We start from the raw sequence: 19,739 nt of genomic DNA on the forward strand, positions 1-19,739 counted from the left end.
AGCACGTCATTTTTAAATGGCAACATCGGGCCCATGAACAAAAAATCATCCTTGCTTTTGCGCAGCCTCCAGCGCGGCTTTACCCTGATCGAGTTGATGGTGGTGTTGCTCATCATTGGCGTGCTGGCAGCCTTGATCGTGCCCAATGTGCTGGACCGCGCAGACGATGCGCGCGTCACGGCGGCCAAAACCGATGTCGCCAACCTGATGCAGGCCCTGAAACTCTACCGCCTCGACAACCAGCGCTACCCCAGCGCCGAGCAGGGCTTGCAGGCGCTGCTGGTCAAGCCCACCACGGACCCGGTACCAGCCAACTGGAAAAACTACCTTGACAAGCTGCCGCAAGACCCCTGGGGCCAGTCTTATGTCTATCTGAACCCTGGCATCAAGGGCGAAGTCGATGTGATGTCGTATGGCGCCGATGGCCAGTCCGGTGGTGAAGGCCGCAATGCAGACATCGGCAGCTGGCAGCCCTGAGTTGTCACGCCGTCGCCCCCGACCCCGACCTGCGCCTGGCTTTACCTTGCTGGAGTTGCTGGTGGTGCTGGCGATCGTGGCCATGGCCTCTGTCGGTGTGGGTTTTGCCATGCGCGACGGCACCCAAACCCAGCTGGAGCGTGAAGCCCTGCGCCTGTCGGCCTTGTTCGAGTCAGCCCGTGCGCGCGCGCAGATCAGTGGCATACCGGTGCGCTGGCGGGTGACCACGCAGGGATTTCAGTTTGAGGGTTTGCCGCCGTCCGAGCGATCAGAGGATGATTTGCCGCAAGCCTGGCTGGATGCGGACACCACGGCCAGCGTCGACATGCCAGGCCAGCCCGACACCCTTTTATTGGGCCCCGAACCCATCATTGAGCCGCAAGGCGTGACCTTGCTGTCGCGCAGCCAGCCCGCGCAGCACGTGCGTTTGGCCACCGACGGCGTGCGGCCATTCACGGTGCAGGCGGCTACACCGTGAAACGGTTTGTCCGCGGTTTTACCCTGGTCGAAGTGCTGGTGGCACTGGCCATCGTCGCCATCGCCCTGATGGCAGGTTTGCAGGCCACGGCAGCGCTCACCAAGCACGCGCAGCGCCAGTCAGACATGGTGCTGGCGCAGTTGTGCGCTGAAAACGAACTGGTCAAAATCCGTCTGCTTAAACAAATGCCCGACGTCGGCGATACCATTGTGGCTTGCCAGCAGGCCGGGCGCAGCCTGACGGTGGCGCTGGTGGTGCGCCCCACGCCCAACCCCAACTTCAGGCGCGTTGATGCCCGGGTGCTGGACGGCGAGGCGCCGATCTGGCGCCTGACCACCGTGGTGGGGCGCTACTGATGCGGCGCGCCACGGGTTGCCGGGGCTTTACCCTGATTGAATTGCTGGTAGCGATCAGCCTGATGGCTTTGATGACGGTGTTGAGCTGGCGCGGCCTGGACGGCGTCAGCCGCGCGCAAATCCGCTTGCAACAGCAGTCCGATGACGTGCTGGCGCTGCAGGCCACGCTGGCGCAGTGGGGTGCCGACCTGGAGGCCATGGCCGAGCAGCCCGACACGCCCAGCCTGGACTGGGACGGCCGGGCGTTGCGCATCGTCCGGCGCAGCAGTGCGGGGCAGGGGGAAGGCCTGCACGTAGTGGCCTGGGCCCGACGCAGCGAGGCAGGCCAGGGCCTGTGGCTGCGCTGGCAGTCGCCGCCCCTGCTGACACGCAGCGAACTGGCGCTGGCCTGGCAAAAAGCGCAGGTCTGGGCGCAAACGCCGAGCGACGACGACCTGGTGCGCGAGGTGCGCACGGTGGCGCTCGACCAGTGGCAGATTTTTTATTACCGCGGCAATGCCTGGAGCAATCCGCTGTCAAGCGTCGGCAGCACAGAGGCGGCAGGCACGGATACAGATGCAGATGCCGATGCCGAGCCTGCCACGGATAAACCGCCCGTGCCGCAGCCCACTGCCACGACCGCCCTGGCTACGGTGCCCGATGGGGTGCGGCTGGTGTTGACGCTATCACCCGGTCAGGCCATCCATGGCACCCTGACGCGCGATTGGGTGCGCGGCTCGATGGGGGGCGGCAAATGAGGGCGCAACGCGGCGCGGCCATTTTGACCGCCATGCTCACCGTGGTGCTGGTGGCGACGCTGGCGTCCGCCATGCTGTGGCAGCAATGGCGCGCCGTGGAGGTGGAATCAGCCCAGCGCACCCGCGTGCAGGCGGCCTGGGTTCTGACCGGTGCCCTCGATTGGGCGCGTTTGATTTTGCGTGAAGACGCGCGCCAGGGCGGCCCCGACTATCTGTCCGAGCCCTGGGCGGTGGCGCTGGCGCCGGCGCGCCTGACCACTTTTTTGGCTGCCGAGCGTGGCGAGGCGCTGGTGGGTGATGATGCCGATGGCGTGCAGGATGCTTTTCTGGCCGGCAACCTGCAGGACCTGCAGGCGCGCATGAATGTGAGCAACCTGATTGACAACGGCAAGCTGCATGAGGCCAGCATGGCGGCCTGGACCAAGCTGTTCAAACAATTGAACCTGCCTGAGTCCGAGTTGTTGACCTTGTCGCAGCAACTGTTGCTGGCCTACGCCCCGGGCACCGATAAAGAAACCGCGGCGCGCGCGCCCTTGCGTCCGCAGGCTGTTGCTGATTTGCGCTGGCTGGGTTTGTCGCCAGCCACCCTGCAGGTCTTGCAACCGTTTGTGACCCTGCTGCCGGCGCGCACCCCGGTCAACCTCAATACGGCAACGCCAGAGGTGCTGATGGCGTGCATTCCCAAGCTGGACATGGCACGGGCGCGTGCCCTGGAGGCCGCACGCGACATGCGACACCTGAGCACACTGTCCGATGCGGAGAAACGTGTCGGCGATGCCGGGATCAAACTGAATGCCGAATCGCACGCCATAGCCAGCCGTTTTTTCAGCGTGACCGGGCAGCTCCGGGTCGGCCAGGCCACGCTGCAGGAGACCTCGGTACTGCAACGCGATGGTATGGAAGTAAAAATTCTGAGCCGCACGCGTGAAGTCGTCCAATGGCGCTCGCCACTCTTACAATGATCTGAAACTGCGCACCATGATTTCTTTCATCATTTCCCTGCCTGCGGCCAGCGCCGATGCCACTGTGTTGTATGACTACGTGCTGGGCTCCGACGGCAGCGCAGAAACCCGCGCCGCCAGTGTGCCGCTGTCCTTGTTGCCGTTGCCCCCGGATCGTCAGACCGAGGTGGTCGTGCTGCTGCCCATGTCCGCCTTGTCCTGGCATCAGGTGACTCTGCCCAAGGGCAGTCTGGCGCGTGGCCTGATGGCTGAGCGGGGCGCAAGCCGCCTGCGCGCCATCCTGGATGGCTTGCTGGAAGACCGGCTGCTTGACGAACCGGCGCAGCTGCACCTGGCGCTGCAACCCCAGCCGGTGGCAGAGGCCCCGGTGTGGGTGGTGGCCTGTGACCGGGCCTGGCTCCATGCCCATTTGCAGGCCCTGGTTCAGGCAGGTTTTTCGGTTGCACGCATCGTGCCCGAGTTCACCCCCGAGGCGCTGGCGCAGACGATCTACGTGATGGGGGATGAACAGCATCCGGTGCTGGTGGGGGGGCGTTTGTTGTCATGTCCGCTGTCAGCCGCCACATTGAACTTGCTGGGTGAGCCCGCGGCTGAAGGGTCGCCGCCTGCGGTGGTCGCCGAACCGGCTGTGGCCGCGCAGGCTGAAAGCCTGTTCAAGCGCCCGGTCACTTTGCAACAGCGGTCCCAGCGGCTGCTGCAGGCAGCGCAAAGCGCATGGGATCTGGCCCAGTTCGACCTGGTCAATGCCAACCGTGACCGGGCTTGGGCGCAGCTGGCACAGGGTGTCAAAAGTTTGCTCCATGCCCCGCCATGGCGCGCGGCGCGGCTGGCCCTGGTGGCGCTGCTGCTGGTCAATCTGGTGGGTTTGAATGCCTGGGCCTTGCGCGAGCAAATGGCGCTGCAGGGCAAACGCCAGGCCGTGCGCGCGGTGCTGGGCAGCACCTTTCCCAAAATACCGGTGGTGGTCGATGCGCCGCTGCAAATGGCACGCGAAGTGGCTGCTTTGCAGCGTGCCAGCGGTGCCGCATCAAGCACCGACATGGAAGCCATGCTGGCCTCGTTGGGCGCCCAGTTACCCGTCACGCAAACCTTGACGGCAATTGACTACCAATCACAGGAATTGCGCGTCAAAGCGCCGGCCGTTTCAGAAGCAGAGCAGGTACGGCTGGTCCTGGCGCTTAAGCAGCAGAGCCTGGCTGCCAGCTGGGATGGCTCGCAGTGGGTGATTAAACCGGGGCCGACACCATGAACCTGTTGACGCAATTAAAAAACCGCTGGCGCAGCGTGTCACCGCGTGAACAGCGACTGGTGCTACTGGCCGGCGTATTGATCGGTCTGGCCCTGTTGTGGTGGCTGGCGCTGGCGCCGGCGTTGACGGTGCTCAAGGCAGCACCGGCGCAGCATCAGGCACTGGATGCCCAACTGCAATACATGCAGCGTCTGCAAGCCCAGGCCAAAGCCTTGCAGGCGCAACCCGTGCTCTCGGTCGAGGCGGCCCGCCAGGCGCTGGAAGCCGCCCTGAAGCCGCTTGGAACAGGCGCACAAATGACGGTACAAGCCGATCGCGTCACGGTCACGCTCAAGGCAGTCCCTGCCAGCGCCCTGGCGCAGTGGCTCGCCACGGCCCGGCAAAACGCCCACACCGCGCCGCTGGAAGCGCACCTGGTGCGCAATCCGGCCGGCAGTTGGGATGGCACGCTAATGTTGAGCCTGGGTGCGCGGCCGTGAAGCACGGGCAAGGCAACACCCCCTGGCGCTGGGCGCTGGCAGGTGCGCTGCTGGGGTTGACGCTGAGCATGGTGCTCTTTGCCCCGGCGCGCTGGCTGTCGTCGCTGGTCCGGCAGGCCAGCGGCGGCCAGGTGCTGCTGATGGAAGCCCGCGGCACGGTCTGGACGGGCTCGGCCCGCGTCACGCTCACGGGTGGCCAGGGCAGTCCGGCTGTGACCATGTTGCCCGGCCGGCTGGACTGGATTTTGGCGCCTGCCCTGGGGGGCGCCAACGTGCAACTCAACGCCGAGTGCTGCATGCAGCAAGCGTGGTCCATGCGCGTTCAGCCACGCTGGAATGGCCTGCAAGTGAAGCTGTCAGATGCCCAGTCGCAGTGGCCGGCCTGGCTGCTGGCCGGCTTGGGTACACCCTGGAACACCATCCAGCCGCAGGGCGAGCTGCAATTGAGCACGCAGGGCCTGATGCTGGTCTGGGCAGCGGGGCGGCTGGTGGTGACGGGTGCGGCGCAACTCGACGCCATGAATCTGTCATCGCACCTGTCCACATTGCGCCCCATGGGCAGCTACCGCTTCAGTTTGACCGGTGGCACGCCGATCACCCTGGTGTTGACGACGCAGCAGGGCAGCCTGCAAATTTCGGGCAGTGGCCAATGGGTGGGTGGGCAACTGCGCTTTAATGGCGAGGCCAGTGCCGCACCGGAACACCAGGCGGCCCTGTCGAATCTTCTGAATCTTATCGGACGGCGCAATGGTGCACGTTCCATCATCAAAGTGGGTTGAACCAGCATGACCAAATCGAAATCCGTCAAATCCCCTCATCCTGTTTGCGCCCTTGCGGCGGGCACCCTGCTGGCCATGACCGTGGCGATGTTCGCCCCCGGCGCCATGGCGCAGACCGGCGCCAGAACGGCTGAGCCGGTGACGCTGAACTTCAATAACGCCGAGATCGATGCGGTGGCGCGCACCTTTGCCAGCATTACCGGACGCAATGTGGTGGTGGACCCGCGCGTCAAGGGAACCATCACCCTGGTCACTGACAGGCCGGTGAGCCGCGCGGCGGCCATGGGCCAGTTTGTGGCGGCGCTGCGCCTGCAGGGCTTCACCCTGGTGGAAACTGACGGCCTGTACAAGGTGGTGCCAGAGGCCGATGCCAAGTTGCAAAGTGCCGGCGTGAGCATGCTCGACGGCGAGGAAGGCCGCCTGCCCTCGGGCAACCAGATCGCCACGCAAATCTTCAAGCTCAATTTTGAATCGGCCAACAACCTGGTGCCGGTGCTGCGGCCCCTGATCAGCCCCAACAACACCATCAACGCCAATCCGGGCAGCAACTCGCTGGTGATCACCGACTACGCCGACAACCTGCGCCGCATGGGGCGCATCATTGCCGCCATGGACACGGCCAACGCCACCGATGTCGAGGTGATTCCGTTACAGCACGCCATTGCCTCGGATCTGGCGCCGCTGGTGCTCAGACTGCTGGGTTCGAGTGCTTCAGGTGCCCCGGCGGGCCAGGCCGACACCTCGTTCAAAACCACGCTGATCGCCGAGCCCCGCGCCAACGCCCTGATCTTGCGTGCCGCCAACGGCGCGCAACTGGCGCTGGCGCGTTCGCTGGTGGCGCGGCTGGACCAGCCCGAAACGGGCGGCAGCAATGGCGCGGCTGGCAACATCCATGTGGTCTACCTGAAAAATGCCGATGCCACCAAAATGGCGGCCACCCTGCGTGCGGCCATCAGCGGTGGGGCTGCGTCTGTTGCCGCGCCGGCAGCGGCAACCGGCGCGGCGGGCAGTGCTGCGGTTGCGCAAGCCACCACTGGCGGCCAGATTCAGGCCGATGTGGCCACCAATTCGCTCATCATCACGGCTCCCGAGCCGCAATACCGGCAATTGCGCGCGGTCATCGACAAGCTCGATGGCCGCCGCGCCCAGGTGTTTGTCGAGAGCCTGATTGCCGAAGTCAGCGCCGACCGGGCGGCTGAATTCGGCATCCAGTGGCAGGGGCCATTGGGCAAGGCCGGTGATGGTGTGATTGGCCTGCTGGGCAGCAACTTTGGCACCGGCGGCAAGAACATCATCAACCTGGCCACCGCCGGCGCCACCGGGGGCGTAGCGGCGCCACGCGGGCTCAATTTTGGCGCAGTGCAGCAAACCAATGGGGTTTATGTGCTCGGTTTCCTGGCGCGATTCCTGGAAGATTCAGGCAGCGGCAATGTGCTCTCAACCCCCAACTTGCTGACGCTCGACAACGAGGAAGCCAAGATCGTGATTGGCCAGAATGTGCCCTTTGTCACCGGCCAGTTCACCAATACCGGCAGCAACAATGGTTCCGTCAACCCGTTCCAGACCATCGAGCGCAAGGACGTCGGCCTGACGCTCAAGGTGAAGCCGCAAATCAGCGAAAACGGCACTGTCAAGCTGGCGATTTACCAGGAAGTCTCCAACGTGCTGGCCTCCAGCGTCAACGCCCCCAACGGCCCGACCACCAACAAGCGCACCATCGAATCCAATGTGCTGGTGGAAGACGGTGCCATTGTCGTGCTGGGCGGCCTGCTGCAGGACGAATATTCGGGCAACGAGGAAAAAGTGCCCGGCCTGGGCGATGTGCCCCTGTTTGGCAATTTGTTCAAGAGCGAGGCCCGCAACCGCAAAAAAACCAACCTGATGGTGTTTTTGCGCCCGGTGGTGGTGCGTGATGCACAAGCCACCGACCAACTGTCGCTGGACCGTTATGACCTGATGCGTGCCGGCTTGCAAACGGCCCAGCCCAAGCCCAGCAGCCTGGTGCCCATCAACGAGGCCCCGCTGTTGCCACCAGCGCCGGTCAAGGCGACTGCGGGCAGCACACCAGTCCCGCTGGGCACGCCTGCCCGATAAGCCATAGCCAACGAGCCGGTCCATGCGTTACCCACTGCCATATGCCTTTGCCCGAACCCACCAGCTGCTGCTGGAAGAAGACGCGGGCGCCTTCACCCTGCTGGTGCATCCGGCGTCTGCGCCCAGCGCCGTCGGCGAGGTGCTGCGCAAATACCCGCACTGCCAGTTGCAGACGCACACCGCTGCGACGCTGATCCAGCGCATCAGCGCCGCCTACGCCCAGGGCGAATCGAGCGCGGCGGCGGTCGTCAGCGAGGTCGAGAGCGACGCCGACCTGTCGCGCATGATGCAGGAGCTGCCGGCCATCGAGGACCTGCTGGAAACCTCGGACGACGCGCCCATCATCCGCATGCTCAACGCGCTCTTGACGCAGGCCGCGCGCGATGGCGCCAGCGACATCCACATCGAGCCCTACGAGCGCCACTCGAGCGTGCGTTTTCGCGTCGATGGCACGCTGCGCGAGGTGGTGCAGCCCAACCGGGCGCTGCATGCGGCGCTGATCTCTCGCCTGAAAATCATGGCCGAACTCGACATTGCCGAGCGCCGCCTGCCGCAGGACGGTCGCATCAGCCTGCGCATCGGCACCCGCGCCGTCGACGTGCGCGTCAGCACCCTGCCCAGCGCCCACGGCGAGCGCGCCGTGCTGCGTTTGCTCGACAAGTCCGAGGGCCGGCTCAGCCTGGAAGCGCTGGGCATGCAGGGCGAGGTGTTGCGCCGCTTTGAGCAACTGGTGACGCAGCCGCACGGCATTGTGCTGGTGACCGGCCCCACCGGCTCGGGCAAAACCACCACGCTGTACGCCGCGCTGCAGCGGCTGGACTCGGCCAGCAGCAACATCATGACGGTGGAAGATCCGATCGAGTACGAACTGGCGGGCGTCGGCCAGACCCAGGTCAACGCCAAGATCGACCTGACCTTTGCCAAGGCCTTGCGTGCCATCCTGCGGCAGGACCCCGATGTGATCATGATCGGTGAAATCCGCGACTTCGAGACCGCGCAAATTGCCATCCAGGCCTCGCTCACCGGCCACCTGGTGCTGGCCACGCTGCACACCAACGACGCCGCCAGCGCCGTGACGCGCCTGACCGACATGGGTGTGGAGCCGTTTTTATTGAGTTCCTCGCTGCTCGGTGTGCTGGCCCAGCGCCTGGTGCGCAAACTGTGCCCGCATTGCAAGGCGCCATCCGTCATTGCGAGCGAAGCGCGGCAATCCATGTCCCCGGAGGTTTATCACCCCGTTGGTTGCCCCCAATGCGGCCAAACCGGCTACAGCGGACGCAGCGGTGTGTTTGAACTGCTGGTCACCGACGATGCCATTCGCGCCCAGATCCACAGTCAGGCCGCCGAGGCCGATATCCGCGCCGCGGCCATTGCCTCCGGCATGGTGCTGATGCGTGAAGATGGCGAACGCCTGGTGCGCCAGGGCATCACGTCGCGCGAAGAGTTGCTGCGCGTCACGCGCGACTAGGCCCGGCAAGCCAGAGACAACCCCATGCCCGTTTATTCTTTTGAAGCCATCAGCACCGCTGGCGACACCCGCAAGGGGGTGATCGAGGCCGACTCGGCCAAGGCAGCGCGCGGCCTGCTGCGCGCCCAGGCGCTGGTGCCGCTCAAGGTGGAGCCCGTCAGTGCCCAGGCGGGTGCCGCCGACAAGGCCGGCACGGGTGGCGTGGGCCGGTCTTATCGACGCGTCTTCAGTGCCACCGCACTGGCCATCTGGACGCGTCAACTCGCCGGTCTGGTGTCTTCCGGGCTGACGCTGGAGCGCGCCCTCGCATCGCTGTCGGACGAAGCCGAAAAAGCGCCCGAGCGCGAACTGGTGGCCACCTTGCGCGCCGAGGTCAATGGCGGCGCGCCGTTTGCCAAGGCGCTGGCGCAGCATCCGCGCGAGTTCACGGATATCTTTGTTGCCGTGATCGGCGCCGGCGAGCAAAGCGGCAATCTGGGGCTGGTGCTGGAGCGTCTGGCCGACGATCTGGAAGAGCAGCACGCGCTGAAAGCCAAGCTGATCGGCGCGGCGCTGTACCCGGCCATCGTGTCGCTGGTGGCGATCGTCATCGTGCTGTTTCTGGTGACCTACGTGGTGCCGCAGGTGGCCAACGTGTTTGCCGGCAGCAAGCGCGCGCTGCCCCTGCTGACCGTGATCATGATCAATACCAGCGCCTTCCTGCGCAGCTACGGCTGGCTGCTGTTGCTGGCGTTGGCCGGCGGCGTTGTCGGCCTGCGCCTGGCTCTGGCCAACGCCCCGTTCCGTGAAAAATTTGACGCAGCCTGGCTCAATCTGCCGATTCTGGGCAAGATGTCACGCAGCTACAACTCGGCGCGTTTTGCCAGCACCCTGGCCATGCTGGCAGCGGCGGGCGTGCCCATCTTGAAAGCCTTGCAGGCCGCCGCCCAGACCCTGTCCAACCGTGCCATGCGCACCGACGCGCTCGATGCCCTGGTGCTGGTGCGTGAAGGCGCACCGCTGGCCGCGGCGCTGGCGCAAAAGAAGCGTTTTCCGGGGCTGCTGGCCATGTTTGCGCGCCTGGGTGAGCAAACCGGCACGCTGCCGCTGATGCTGCAGCGCGCCGCCAAACAGCTCGGCACCGAGGTGCAGCGCCGCGCCCTGCAGCTCGCCACCCTGCTCGAGCCGCTGCTGATTGTGGCCATGGGCATGGTGGTGATGCTGATCGTGCTGGCGGTGCTGATGCCGATCATCCAACTCAACCAGTTGGTGCGGTAGGGCGCGCTGGGGCGGCGGCCTCATACTGTCAAAGGCCCAGAAATCGGCCGCCACCCCAGCCCTTATCCCGCTGGTGAGCGTGGTTGGTCGTTGAGCAAGAAGACAAGAATCACCGATGTCGGTGTTGGTTTTACGGACTGTTCTGCAGCGTATCCGGGCGTAGAGATTTGCGATCTGCCTGCTCTAAATCGGCCATTGCCATCTAGGGATCGACAGGCAGCTATGTGGCGAACCTTTCACCAAAGTGGCCACCCGGACTCGACCAAATGCGGATGCCCACGGGTGTCAGCTTCCGGGCAACAGAAAAATAAACACTGCCGAGGTTCCATAAAGCTGCCGCAAGGTTGTCGATGCCCCGTCCGCATTACCAACAATGGCGGCGGGAAAGTCTGAATCGTGCGTGCAGAACCGGGCAGTCGCCACGATCAGCTTCTGGGTAAGCCAATACCAATTTCTTGGAGACTGTTCTTACAATCTGGTCGCACCCCCCCATCGGACCGTTCAATTTAAAGCATCTTGGCGAAGCCGTTCGATCGCCAAGTCCAGGAATGCGCGAACACGTTGTGGCGCTTGCCGACCCTCTCGGTGAACCACATGCACAGGCAAAGCAACTGGTTCAAAGTCCGGCAACACAGTCTTCAGCCTTCCAGTGCGCAAGTGATCTGCCACTTGGTACGAAAGCAGCCGAGTCAGCCCAAAACCGCCGACGGCTGCAGCCACCGCAGAATCATTGGTCGTCGTAATCATCCGTGCATTAAGTCGAATGCTTCGAGGCTCGCCTTTGTCAACCAGTTTCCATTCCGGGTTCGGCGTCACACTGCTGGCGGAAATAATGTTGTGGTGGTGCAAATCATCGGGAATGGTCGGTATTCCGTGCCTGACAAGATAGTCTGGTGCGCCGCAGATCACGCGCCGAACCTGCCCGACACGAATGGCCTGCATGGTGGAATCCGGCAGTTCACCGATGCGGACTGCGACATCCACACCTTCGTCCAGCAAGTTGACGACCCGATCCAGAAACAGACAGGATGCGCTCACCTCGGGATAGCGGGTCAGGTACTCCGTGACGACGGGTGTCACATACATCCCTCCAAACAACACTGGGGCAGTGATGGTCAGCCTTCCACGGGGTGACGTGTGCATGCCACTGACCGACTCATCCGCCTCCAGCATCTCCGCCAGGATGCGGCGGCAATCCTGCGCATAGCGCTCCCCCGCGTCCGTGACCCGCACACTGCGGGTGGTGCGCGTTAGCAGGCGCAGACCCAGATGCAACTCCAGTTCATTGATGGCCCGTGTGACCGCCGGTGGCGACAGGTTCAACTTGCGCGCCGCACCGGCCAGACCCTGGCAATCCACGACGGCGATGAAGACGTTGATGAGGTGAAATCGGTCCATGGCATTCCGCTTGGTGGAAGAGTGAATTGAGTTTAGCGGTGATTCTCTTTGGCAGAAGAACTAAATACAGTTCACCCATTCGCTGCACAAGATGGCGAAGACCGGTTCCCCCACTCTTAAACCCTTCAAGGAAATCACCATGTCCCGAATCAGCATCCCCACCGTCGACAACTCCGTAGCAGCCGCCAAGCCCTTGCTGGCCGCCGTGCACAAGCAACTGGGCGTGGTGCCCAATTTGATGAAACTGGTGGGCCACAGCCCGGCAGCCCTGGAAGGCTATCTGTCCCTGAACGGTGCCCTGGGCAAGGGCAAGCTCAGCGTGCAACTGCGCGAGCGCATCGCCTTGACTATTGCTGAATACAACGGCTGCGACTACTGCCTCTCGGCCCATGACTACCTGGGACAAAACGTGGCCAAGCTCAGCCGTAGCGAGCTGGACGCCGCCCGCGACGGCCACTCCGAAGACGCCAGCACACAAGTGGCCCTGCAGTTCGCTCTGCGCGTGGCGCAGTCGCGCGGCCGTGTCAGCGATGCTGACATCGCCACCCTGCGCCTGGCCGGCTTTGATGAGGCCGCAGTGATCGAAATCGTGGCCAACGTCGCCGTCAACGTGTTGACCAACTACATCAACAACGTGGCACAGACCGACATCGACTTTCCCGTCGTCAACGCCAAGCTGGCCGCCTGAAGAAGCCGTGCTGCCGCCCCAATCGGCAGCCCCAACGTAACCTACAACCCACGCAACCAGGAGACAGCATGAATCTCGATATCGCCGTTCAAACCCACGCCTTGTGGAAGACCAAACTCCGTGCAGCAATTTCCAAACGCGAGCAAATGGACTTGATCACCTTGGCGCGCGACGATTGCTGCGAATTGGGTATCTGGCTGCACGGGGAAGGCAAAAACCACTTTGGTCAGCATGCCTCCCACGGTGACTGTGTTCGCAAGCATCTGGAATTCCATGCTGAGGTGACCAAGGTTGCAAGAGCGGTGAACACCCACCAATTCACTGTGGCAGACGCCATGCTGAATGCGGGCAGTCCCTATGCCAAGGCTTCCAGCGCACTCAGCGTGTCCTTTATCCAGTTGCGCAAGGCAGCCGGCATCTAAACCTTCACTGGCGTGTCACACCATGCACCCGAACACGAGCTCATCCCGCCCCCCTTTACCACCGTTCACCCTTGAGTCCGCCGTGCTCAAGGTTCGAATGGCCGAAGACGCGTGGAACTCGCGCGATCCGGCACGGGTGGCCTTGGCTTACACCGAGCTGAGCCAATGGCGCAACCGTTCGGAATTTGTCGTTGGCCGCCCAGCCATTGAGGTCTTTCTCACGGCAAAATGGGAGCGTGAACAGGAGTACCGACTTGTCAAAGAGTTGTGGGCATTCCACGGCAACCGCATTGCGGCCCGGTTTTGCTATGAGTGGCATGACCGGAATGGCCAATGGTTCAGAAGCTATGGCAACGAAAACTGGGAGTTTAATGCACAGGGTCTGATGCAGTTACGCCTGGCCAGCATCAACGACATGCCCATCGCGTTTGCTGAACGCAAATTGCTGTGGCCACCGGGACGCCGACCCGATGACCATGCGTCTCTGAGTCAAATGGGGCTGTGAGCAACATGGACAACAACCCACGCTATGTCAGCGACGTCGCTTTCACACCTGCCGTCAAGGCAATACAAGCCCGAAAAGGGTCTCGCCTTGGCTACTCCCGCATGGAACAACGGGGTTCCTGGGAAACGCAGATCACACCGGAACTGAGGGACTTCATCGCTGCGCAAACCAGCATCTACATGGCAACTGCCAATGCCCAAGGGCAGCCCTACATCCAGCATCGTGGCGGCCCAGCGGGCTTTCTGCGCGTACTGGATGAACACCGGCTGGCCTTTGTGGACTACACAGGAAACAAGCAGTACATCTCGGCCGGCAACCTGTCTGAGAACCCCAAGGCTCAGCTGTTCTTAATGGACTACGAGCACCGCCAGCGCGTCAAGATATGGGGCGATGCCCAAATCATTGAAGGCGACGAAGCCCTGATTGCCAAACTCACATCGGTGGGGTACGGGACAAAATCGGAGCAGGTCATCGTCTTCACCGTCAGGGCATGGGACGCCAATTGCCCGCAGCACATACCGGTGCGCCTGGATGCCGAGAAGGTGAGGTCTGCTTTGGACCAGAGGGACCGGCGTATCCAGACGCTTGAAGCACTGCTCGTGCAGCTTGGTCAGGACGTGCCTGGCGCATGACCGGGACGAGTCCCGGCAGCGGCAAAGAAATTTTCATACCACTGTAAGAAATACGCCCGCGGTGGGACTAACCCATACAGCGCAAGACCTTAGCAAAGGTAAAGCGCTGGAAATTTTGTACATGAACCCTGGAGATGCAGAGTATGGATAGCAGCAAAGAGGTCATTCATCCAGCTTGGTTGCGCTTGGCGCACTGGCTCAATGCACTGGCCGTCCTCGTATTGGTCACCAGTGGCTGGAAGATTTACAACGCCACTGCATTTCTGGGCTTTACCTTCCCAAAAGTGGTGACCTTGGGCGGTTGGTTGGGCGGCGCATTGCTGTGGCACTTTGCCGCCATGTGGGTGCTGGCCATCAACGGTACGGCCTATCTGCTGCTCAATGGCGTGACCAAACGTCTAGCGACCAAGTTCTTTCCCTTGTCTTTCAAGCCCCTTGTTGACGACATCACCGCAGCCTTGAAAGGTCACCTGGCGCATACGGACCCGCGCCAATACAACACGGTGCAGCGATTGGCTTACCTGTTCGTGATGCTGGACAGCGTGCTGTTGGTTCTCTCGGGCCTGGTGCTGTGGAAGTCCGTGCAATTCCCCCTGCTGCGAACCTTGCTGGATGGCCATGAAGGTGCGCGCCTGGTTCACTTCGCCGCCATGTCGGCCCTGGTGTTCTTTGTCGTGGTGCATCTGGCGATGGTCATGCTGGTGCCCCGAACATTGATCACCATGGTCCGCGGACATTAGGAGCCATTGCCATGGAAATCAAAACACCTGTACGCCTGTCTCTGGATGGCAATGCGGTTCTGAAAGAGGCGGTAGATCGCTTGGCGCATGCCAACCCTGCCATGGACACCTCCAGGCGCAACTTTCTGCGCCGATCCTTGACCTTGGGTGGCCTGAGCATGCTCACCGGCTGCACGCTGATCGATGAAGACAGCGCCGAAGCTGCGCTTACCCGTATTTCGCGCCTCAATGATCAGGCACAAGCGTGGCTGTTTGACCCCAACCGCTTGGCGCCCACCTACCCAGACTCCATGATCACGCGGCCGTTTCCGTTCAACGCGTTCTACAGCGAAGACGAAGTGCGTGAGATTGATGGCGGCAGCTTCCGTTTGGAAGTTACCGGTTTGGTGGCGGACAAGCGCCAATGGAGCTTGCCCGAGCTGCGTGCCATGCCCCAGATCGACCAGGTGACCCGTCACATTTGCGTGGAGGGCTGGAGCGCCATTGGCAAATGGGGCGGCGTCTCCTTCGCCAGTTTTCTGCGCCGCGTTGGTGCGGACCTCACGGCAAAGTATGTTGGCTTCAAGTGCGCTGACGACTACTTCACCAGCATTGACATGCCCACCGCTCTGCATCCACAGACCACCCTGGCGCTGACCTATGACGGGCAGCCGCTGCCGCCCAAGTATGGATTCCCCATGAAGCTGCGCATGCCAACCAAGCTGGGCTACAAAAACCCCAAGCACATTCAGGCGATTTTCGTCACCAATACCTACCCTGGCGGTTACTGGGAAGACCAAGGGTACAACTGGTTCGGAGGCAGCTGAGGTTCCATCAGCTGGCTCCAAACATCGGCACTATTGCCACTCACATCACTCTGTAACTCAAAGGAAAAATCATGAACAAACTGACTACTACCCTCCTGTCCGCCTGCATGCTGCTGGCCACCACCGGCGCCATGGCTGCCGACGAAATGATGAAGAAGGACACCATGGGCAAGGATGCCATGTCCAAGGACTGCATGAAGAAGGATTCCATGGGCAAAGACGCCATGGGTAAAGACGCCATGGGTAAAGACTGCATGAAGAAGGATGAAATGAAGAAGGACGCCATGAAGAAAGATGCGATGGGTAAGGACGGCATGGCCAAGGATGAAATGAAGAAGTAAAACCCTCTGGTGGTACCGCCTGCGCTTGCCACGGCCAACTTGTTGGCCACAGCAATCACAGCGCGGGCGCCGGTTCATCTTCTAAAATTCAATCGCTTCGATGGTATATGTTTCGACTATTTCATCTGCTGGCACTCTCAAGGGTGCGACGGACGGGAAGCCGTCTGTGGCACTGCAGGACAAGCTTTCCAGGTGCATCCAACAGTTGGGTGACTGGCAAGCGTGCCCATCAAGCAAAACACCAGAGGGAAAGCAGATCATTCAAAACCTGCAAACGCAAATTCGAAGCCTGGAGTCCAGAATCGAAGGTACCGATAAGGGAGTACAGCCGCAAGCATCCGCCGCGTCTTCCTTTCAAGGACCGACGCAGGTCGTAAATATTTCGCGTGTGACAGGGCTCGGCTTGATCGGTCATTTGGTCGATGTGTTCGCCTAGACCAGATGGCAAACTTTAACGTGCTGGCCATTTCCGGACGTTTGCGTGCGGCGTCACTAAACACTGCGATGCTTCGCATGGCGCAATCCTGTGTGCCTCATGGCGTTGGCCTGCACGTATACGAAGAGCTTGGTCAACTGCCGCTTTTCAATCCAGACCTTGAAGGAAACGAACCGCCCGCAGTCCACCACCTGAGAGCAGCCATTGGTCGCTCCGATGCGTTACTGTTCGCCAGCCCGGAATACGCGCACGGCATCAGTGGTGTCTTGAAAAACGCTCTCGACTGGATGGTTTCCAGTGGTGTGTTTGTTAGCAAGCCCGTTGCGTTGTGGAACGCCTCACCGGGATTGGCCGCCCTGCGTCAATCCCTTCATGCAATGTCCGCTCGTCTTGTCTATTCAGCTGATCTTGAACTGCTAATCAAACCCTCAGGACCTACGCCTTCGCAGGTGAATCCCAATCCCACAGCAATGCGTGGCGCGTTGGAATCACTCAAGCTTAGCTACACAAGCAACCTTACCCATGGACTCACACAGCAGTAGGGCCAGACAGTCGACGCAAATGGATTGAGGCAGTCGCATGTCGGCCTTTTGGTCTTTCGAGCAAATATCGAATATCCGCTTCACCCAATCGGGAGCACCCGCTATGGGCACGCTGAAGTCCGCCACGAACGGCTTCTGACTGGCGTTGAACTGGACTACCTGAAAGCTGCCTGTCGTGGCCGGCGGGAATGGGTCTGCAGGAGTCACCGAGCCAGCCCCGTAGCTGACTGTCGTGACCGGTGGCTATGGGTCTATGGACTATACCGCGCGGTACCCCTTGCCGCAGCGTTGTTAGTTTTCAAAGATGGGATTCCTGGCTGGCTATGTTTTGAACTGAGGCAATTGGCCTCGTTCACTACAGGAGCAGAACCATAGTCATTCAAAAAGAGCCATCAATCGCCCGAGTGCGTCGTCAACAACTTCTGGCGGGGCTCTTTCGACCTTTTTTGCTTTTCTGGCGACCAGGTCCATCATGCGGCATTTGTTGACCAGGGCCACGCCTTGTGTGCTGCAACCCGTGTTCATGAGCGACACCGCAAAACCTTCATAACGTGAAAACTCGCCACCTTGCGTGATGGGTGCAACCAGCACATCACCCAGCACATTGAATTCTTTTGTGGTCAAAACGAGCGCGTAACGGCGCTCCCCTTTCATTTCACGGCCAACGACAGGTTCAAGACTCAAGTGAACAATATCGCCACGCTCAAAGACAGCCATCAAAAAGCCTCTTGGCCTGCAGGTTTGGCAGCATCCCACAGCACCATGTCAGCAGGACGGGCCGCGTTCAAATTGCATTGCGCAATCAATTCCGACAGTTTGTATCTACGCTTTGGTGCCAGCATGATTTTCCCTTCAGCCGTGGTGTCCATCGTCAAACAGACACCAGCCTTCAAACCGAGATCTTTCAAGATAGCAGGGGGAAACACAGCCCCTGTGCTGTTGCCAAATTTTCTCAGCACAATTTCAACTTGCATATCAGGCCCCATGTAAAACTAAAACCAAGTCGTGCAAAGTTTAGATGAAAACGGATGAATGTCAAACATTATTTGACATAAAAGCTAACTACCAGTCCACCAGACTCAAGCCCACGCTCAGCAACGTGCGCCGGCGGTTGTAGTCGATCAGCGAGTCACCGTAGCCACTGAACAACTGGGTGTGAAAACGCAGACCGCTGCGGTTGCCGGCTCTTCGGACCATGACAGCGAATGGCAGGCCCTTACTTTTACGACTGACAGCAATTGGCACTTCAGAGCCACTGACGATGATCAGCCTGCAAAATACAATGCCACGCGATCGGTGGTCCAAGTTGCTATCCCGGTGCCAAAGAAGTCGGCATCTTCCGTCCATACGGGGCAAGCAATTGTCATGGCGCACGCAAGCACAGGCCAGTCATCGGCATCACGTATGGAAATCCTTTGCAGCGCCTGCGTTTGCAGTCCTGCATAAACACCCAGCTCCAGCGGCCGGACGATTGATTCCAGTGCGTCCAACACCGTCATCGCCGAGTCGCTATTCATACCTCTTTTTTCCAGCAGCGCAGGGAGATACTTTCGGGCGTCAGCGTACGCAACATCGGGCGCGAAGAATTGAACCGCCTCTGCATTGGCAACAATGAGTTCTCGCACCCGCTTGCCCAACACTGCCCGAATCAGGATGTTGGCATCCAGAACGATCGCTTTGTTGCTCATGCCATCACTGCTACAGGCTTTTTGGACTTGCTTGCCCGTTTGCGGGCGGTTTTGAATTCGGCGACCACGGCGTCCACATCAACGCTCTTCGCTGCAAGCAAGCGGTCCAAAGTCTTGCTGGCCTTCTTCAATGACGCGATGTCTGCCTCGACCTGGCCGTGGGTCGGTATGAAATAACCAATGGTTTGCCCATGGCGCGTCACGGCGACCGGCGAGCTCGACGCAATGAACTCGGCCATGCCGGCACGAAATTCCCGAATACCTACTTTGGTAGCTTCCATTACCTGTCCCTTCGGTTTAAAACTAACTTGTGAATCATAGTGTACACAAAAAGGGCAAAAAGAGCATAGCGGCAAGCCCTTCACTTTTAAGGAGATTCGTCATGGATAACACTGCCAGCCAGACCAGTCGGCCACTCCAGTTCGAGATGACTGAGCAGACCCGCACAGCAGTCGCCGACTGGATAAAGATGCGAAACCTTCACTCGGAAGACTATCTGTTTCCGAGCCGCGTACACAGGTCCCCATATCCGGGCACCCGCCAGTACCCACGGATCGTGGACGGCTGGGTGAAGTACGTCGGCCTTGACCCTTGCGCCTACCCGCTACCAGTCCACCAGACTCAAGCCCACGCTCAGCAACGTGCGCCGGCGGTTGTAGTCGATCAGCGAGTCACCGTAGCCACTGAACAACTGGGTGTGAAAACGCAGACCGCTGCGGTTGCCGGTCTGACCGCTGTCACCCAGCTTGCGCAGCCACTCCAGGCGGAACGAGCCGTTGCTGTTGGCGCGCAACGAATGGCGCAGTGTCAGGCCCAGTGTGTTGTCGGGGTTGACATTCCAGAAGCCAGCTATTTCGGCGCGGCCGATCAGGTCGCTGATGTCGGGGTTGTCATCATCTGACGCTTCCTCGGGCATGCGGTACCAAAGCTTGCCAACCACGTTGAACTGCTGGCCTTTTTCCATGCCGGTCATCAGGATGGTGCGGTTCCAGCTGCGCGACAGGGGCAGTGGCTGACCATTGGACTGGTGGTTGAAGCTGATGCCGCTGTAGCGCAGACGCCAGCCCCAGGGTAGGGGGGCATCGGTCGGCAAGATGTAGATCAGTTCGGGTTCGTGGTCGGTGGTGCGGAAGGGCCGTGACAGGTCGCCACTGAAGAGTTGCCAGTTGGACTTCTGTGAGTAGCCAAACCACAGAGAATCACGC

General features: G+C 61.1%; 25 protein-coding genes and 1 pseudogene. 19 read left to right on the plus strand and 7 right to left on the minus strand.

The window, feature by feature from the left end; genetic code table 11:
* Nucleotides 1-33 precede the first annotated feature (33 nt).
* The 11 genes from gspG (at nt 34) to gspF (ending at nt 10,336) form a co-directional block, all read left to right on the plus strand.
* Nucleotides 34-477, plus strand: coding sequence for a type II secretion system major pseudopilin GspG (gene gspG, locus NDI87_RS02455; RefSeq protein ID WP_296273216.1), 444 nt, complete (start codon nt 34-36; stop codon nt 475-477).
* Nucleotides 449-955, plus strand: a complete 507-nt coding sequence (locus NDI87_RS02460) for a prepilin-type N-terminal cleavage/methylation domain-containing protein (RefSeq protein ID WP_296273217.1) — start codon at nt 449-451, stop codon at nt 953-955. The genes gspG and NDI87_RS02460 overlap by 29 nt, the downstream gene beginning before the upstream one ends.
* Entirely contained in the window at nt 952-1,311 is a 360-nt protein-coding gene (gene gspI, locus NDI87_RS02465; protein ID WP_296273218.1) for a type II secretion system minor pseudopilin GspI, read from the plus strand. Before NDI87_RS02460 ends, gspI begins: the two co-directional genes overlap by 4 nt.
* Nucleotides 1,311-2,048: a prepilin-type N-terminal cleavage/methylation domain-containing protein gene (locus tag NDI87_RS02470; protein WP_296273219.1), complete on the plus strand. Its 738-nt coding sequence runs from the start codon at nt 1,311-1,313 to the stop codon at nt 2,046-2,048. Before gspI ends, NDI87_RS02470 begins: the two co-directional genes overlap by 1 nt.
* The gene (gene gspK, locus NDI87_RS02475; RefSeq protein ID WP_296273220.1) at nt 2,045-3,010 is read left to right on the plus strand and encodes a type II secretion system minor pseudopilin GspK; all 966 of its coding nucleotides are present in this window, start codon (nt 2,045-2,047) and stop codon (nt 3,008-3,010) included. Before NDI87_RS02470 ends, gspK begins: the two co-directional genes overlap by 4 nt.
* A 16-nt stretch (nt 3,011-3,026) precedes the next feature.
* Nucleotides 3,027-4,259 carry a type II secretion system protein GspL gene (gene gspL / locus NDI87_RS02480; RefSeq protein WP_296273221.1) on the plus strand — a complete coding sequence of 411 codons (1,233 nt, stop codon included), beginning with the start codon at nt 3,027-3,029 and terminating at the stop codon, nt 4,257-4,259.
* Nucleotides 4,256-4,738 carry a type II secretion system protein GspM gene (gene gspM / locus NDI87_RS02485; protein WP_296273222.1) on the plus strand — a complete coding sequence of 161 codons (483 nt, stop codon included), beginning with the start codon at nt 4,256-4,258 and terminating at the stop codon, nt 4,736-4,738. Before gspL ends, gspM begins: the two co-directional genes overlap by 4 nt.
* Nucleotides 4,735-5,517, plus strand: a complete 783-nt coding sequence (gene gspN, locus NDI87_RS02490) for a type II secretion system protein N (protein WP_296273223.1) — start codon at nt 4,735-4,737, stop codon at nt 5,515-5,517. Before gspM ends, gspN begins: the two co-directional genes overlap by 4 nt.
* Before the next feature lie 87 nt (nt 5,518-5,604).
* Complete coding sequence (gene gspD, locus NDI87_RS02495) at nt 5,605-7,611, plus strand: type II secretion system secretin GspD (protein WP_296273241.1); 2,007 nt, start codon at nt 5,605-5,607, stop codon at nt 7,609-7,611.
* Between the two features lie 22 nt (nt 7,612-7,633).
* Nucleotides 7,634-9,079 carry a type II secretion system ATPase GspE gene (gene gspE / locus NDI87_RS02500; RefSeq protein ID WP_296273224.1) on the plus strand — a complete coding sequence of 482 codons (1,446 nt, stop codon included), beginning with the start codon at nt 7,634-7,636 and terminating at the stop codon, nt 9,077-9,079.
* A gap of 24 nt (nt 9,080-9,103) precedes the next feature.
* On the plus strand, nt 9,104-10,336 hold the full coding sequence (gene gspF / locus NDI87_RS02505; protein WP_296273225.1) for a type II secretion system inner membrane protein GspF: 1,233 nt from the start codon (nt 9,104-9,106) through the stop codon (nt 10,334-10,336).
* Between the two features lie 501 nt (nt 10,337-10,837).
* Here the strand turns inward: gspF and NDI87_RS02510 are convergent.
* Nucleotides 10,838-11,734 carry a LysR family transcriptional regulator gene (locus NDI87_RS02510; protein ID WP_296273226.1) on the minus strand — a complete coding sequence of 299 codons (897 nt, stop codon included), beginning with the start codon at nt 11,732-11,734 and terminating at the stop codon, nt 10,838-10,840.
* Between the two features lie 139 nt (nt 11,735-11,873).
* Here NDI87_RS02510 and NDI87_RS02515 point away from each other — a divergent pair, with 139 nt between their 5' ends.
* The 8 genes from NDI87_RS02515 (at nt 11,874) to NDI87_RS02550 (ending at nt 16,846) form a co-directional block, all read left to right on the plus strand.
* The gene (locus tag NDI87_RS02515; RefSeq protein WP_296273227.1) at nt 11,874-12,422 is read left to right on the plus strand and encodes a carboxymuconolactone decarboxylase family protein; all 549 of its coding nucleotides are present in this window, start codon (nt 11,874-11,876) and stop codon (nt 12,420-12,422) included.
* A gap of 68 nt (nt 12,423-12,490) precedes the next feature.
* The gene (locus NDI87_RS02520) at nt 12,491-12,844 is read left to right on the plus strand and encodes a CZB domain-containing protein (protein ID WP_296273228.1); all 354 of its coding nucleotides are present in this window, start codon (nt 12,491-12,493) and stop codon (nt 12,842-12,844) included.
* Between the two features lie 22 nt (nt 12,845-12,866).
* Nucleotides 12,867-13,349, plus strand: a complete 483-nt coding sequence (locus NDI87_RS02525) for a nuclear transport factor 2 family protein (protein ID WP_296273229.1) — start codon at nt 12,867-12,869, stop codon at nt 13,347-13,349.
* Nucleotides 13,350-13,354: 5 nt separating this feature from the next.
* A complete protein-coding gene (locus NDI87_RS02530) occupies nt 13,355-13,981 on the plus strand; it encodes a pyridoxamine 5'-phosphate oxidase family protein (protein ID WP_296273230.1) in 627 nt (208 codons plus the stop codon).
* Between the two features lie 143 nt (nt 13,982-14,124).
* Nucleotides 14,125-14,721, plus strand: coding sequence for a cytochrome b/b6 domain-containing protein (locus NDI87_RS02535; RefSeq protein WP_296273231.1), 597 nt, complete (start codon nt 14,125-14,127; stop codon nt 14,719-14,721).
* An 11-nt stretch (nt 14,722-14,732) separates the two neighbouring features.
* Nucleotides 14,733-15,527 (plus strand): molybdopterin-binding protein, encoded by a 795-nt coding sequence (locus tag NDI87_RS02540; RefSeq protein ID WP_296273232.1) that lies wholly within the window; start codon nt 14,733-14,735, stop codon nt 15,525-15,527.
* Between the two features lie 71 nt (nt 15,528-15,598).
* Nucleotides 15,599-15,868 carry a pentapeptide MXKDX repeat protein gene (locus NDI87_RS02545; protein ID WP_296273233.1) on the plus strand — a complete coding sequence of 90 codons (270 nt, stop codon included), beginning with the start codon at nt 15,599-15,601 and terminating at the stop codon, nt 15,866-15,868.
* A 456-nt stretch (nt 15,869-16,324) separates the two neighbouring features.
* Nucleotides 16,325-16,846 carry an NADPH-dependent FMN reductase gene (locus tag NDI87_RS02550; RefSeq protein ID WP_296273234.1) on the plus strand — a complete coding sequence of 174 codons (522 nt, stop codon included), beginning with the start codon at nt 16,325-16,327 and terminating at the stop codon, nt 16,844-16,846.
* A 375-nt stretch (nt 16,847-17,221) separates the two neighbouring features.
* On the opposite strand, the gene NDI87_RS02555 is transcribed toward NDI87_RS02550, so the two are convergent.
* The 6 genes and pseudogenes from NDI87_RS02555 to NDI87_RS02580 form a co-directional block, all read right to left on the minus strand.
* Nucleotides 17,222-17,563, minus strand: coding sequence for a type II toxin-antitoxin system ChpB family toxin (locus NDI87_RS02555; RefSeq protein ID WP_296273235.1), 342 nt, complete (start codon nt 17,561-17,563; stop codon nt 17,222-17,224).
* Entirely contained in the window at nt 17,563-17,820 is a 258-nt protein-coding gene (locus NDI87_RS02560; protein ID WP_296273236.1) for a ChpB-ChpS toxin-antitoxin system antitoxin, read from the minus strand. Before NDI87_RS02560 ends, NDI87_RS02555 begins: the two co-directional genes overlap by 1 nt.
* A gap of 88 nt (nt 17,821-17,908) precedes the next feature.
* Nucleotides 17,909-18,028: pseudogene (locus NDI87_RS02565) on the minus strand (phospholipase A); the annotation flags it as partial.
* Nucleotides 18,029-18,111: 83 nt separating this feature from the next.
* A complete protein-coding gene (locus tag NDI87_RS02570; RefSeq protein WP_296273237.1) occupies nt 18,112-18,534 on the minus strand; it encodes a PIN domain-containing protein in 423 nt (140 codons plus the stop codon).
* Complete coding sequence (locus NDI87_RS02575; protein WP_296273238.1) at nt 18,531-18,815, minus strand: type II toxin-antitoxin system Phd/YefM family antitoxin; 285 nt, start codon at nt 18,813-18,815, stop codon at nt 18,531-18,533. Before NDI87_RS02575 ends, NDI87_RS02570 begins: the two co-directional genes overlap by 4 nt.
* A 323-nt stretch (nt 18,816-19,138) precedes the next feature.
* Nucleotides 19,139-19,739, minus strand: a 601-nt coding sequence (locus NDI87_RS02580; RefSeq protein WP_296273239.1) for a phospholipase A, incomplete at its 5' end; no start/stop codon positions are given.

Origin of the sequence: Rhodoferax sp. (genome assembly GCF_023701345.1) — a bacterium.
GTDB lineage: Bacteria > Pseudomonadota > Gammaproteobacteria > Burkholderiales > Burkholderiaceae_C > Rhodoferax.

Coding starts and splice junctions, on each gene's coding strand:
- gspG (WP_296273216.1), top strand. CDS start 34: ATGAACAAAAAATCATCCTTGCTTTTGCGCAGCCTCCAGCGCGGCTTT.
- NDI87_RS02460 (WP_296273217.1), top strand. CDS start 449: ATGCAGACATCGGCAGCTGGCAGCCCTGAGTTGTCACGCCGTCGCCCC.
- NDI87_RS02470 (WP_296273219.1), top strand. CDS start 1,311: ATGCGGCGCGCCACGGGTTGCCGGGGCTTTACCCTGATTGAATTGCTG.
- gspK (WP_296273220.1), top strand. CDS start 2,045: ATGAGGGCGCAACGCGGCGCGGCCATTTTGACCGCCATGCTCACCGTG.
- gspL (WP_296273221.1), top strand. CDS start 3,027: ATGATTTCTTTCATCATTTCCCTGCCTGCGGCCAGCGCCGATGCCACT.
- gspM (WP_296273222.1), top strand. CDS start 4,256: ATGAACCTGTTGACGCAATTAAAAAACCGCTGGCGCAGCGTGTCACCG.
- gspD (WP_296273241.1), top strand. CDS start 5,605: ATGTTCGCCCCCGGCGCCATGGCGCAGACCGGCGCCAGAACGGCTGAG.
- gspE (WP_296273224.1), top strand. CDS start 7,634: ATGCGTTACCCACTGCCATATGCCTTTGCCCGAACCCACCAGCTGCTG.
- gspF (WP_296273225.1), top strand. CDS start 9,104: ATGCCCGTTTATTCTTTTGAAGCCATCAGCACCGCTGGCGACACCCGC.
- NDI87_RS02510 (WP_296273226.1), bottom strand. CDS start 11,734: ATGGACCGATTTCACCTCATCAACGTCTTCATCGCCGTCGTGGATTGC.
- NDI87_RS02515 (WP_296273227.1), top strand. CDS start 11,874: ATGTCCCGAATCAGCATCCCCACCGTCGACAACTCCGTAGCAGCCGCC.
- NDI87_RS02520 (WP_296273228.1), top strand. CDS start 12,491: ATGAATCTCGATATCGCCGTTCAAACCCACGCCTTGTGGAAGACCAAA.
- NDI87_RS02525 (WP_296273229.1), top strand. CDS start 12,867: ATGCACCCGAACACGAGCTCATCCCGCCCCCCTTTACCACCGTTCACC.
- NDI87_RS02530 (WP_296273230.1), top strand. CDS start 13,355: ATGGACAACAACCCACGCTATGTCAGCGACGTCGCTTTCACACCTGCC.
- NDI87_RS02535 (WP_296273231.1), top strand. CDS start 14,125: ATGGATAGCAGCAAAGAGGTCATTCATCCAGCTTGGTTGCGCTTGGCG.
- NDI87_RS02540 (WP_296273232.1), top strand. CDS start 14,733: ATGGAAATCAAAACACCTGTACGCCTGTCTCTGGATGGCAATGCGGTT.
- NDI87_RS02545 (WP_296273233.1), top strand. CDS start 15,599: ATGAACAAACTGACTACTACCCTCCTGTCCGCCTGCATGCTGCTGGCC.
- NDI87_RS02555 (WP_296273235.1), bottom strand. CDS start 17,563: ATGGCTGTCTTTGAGCGTGGCGATATTGTTCACTTGAGTCTTGAACCT.
- NDI87_RS02560 (WP_296273236.1), bottom strand. CDS start 17,820: ATGCAAGTTGAAATTGTGCTGAGAAAATTTGGCAACAGCACAGGGGCT.
- NDI87_RS02570 (WP_296273237.1), bottom strand. CDS start 18,534: ATGAGCAACAAAGCGATCGTTCTGGATGCCAACATCCTGATTCGGGCA.
- NDI87_RS02575 (WP_296273238.1), bottom strand. CDS start 18,815: ATGGAAGCTACCAAAGTAGGTATTCGGGAATTTCGTGCCGGCATGGCC.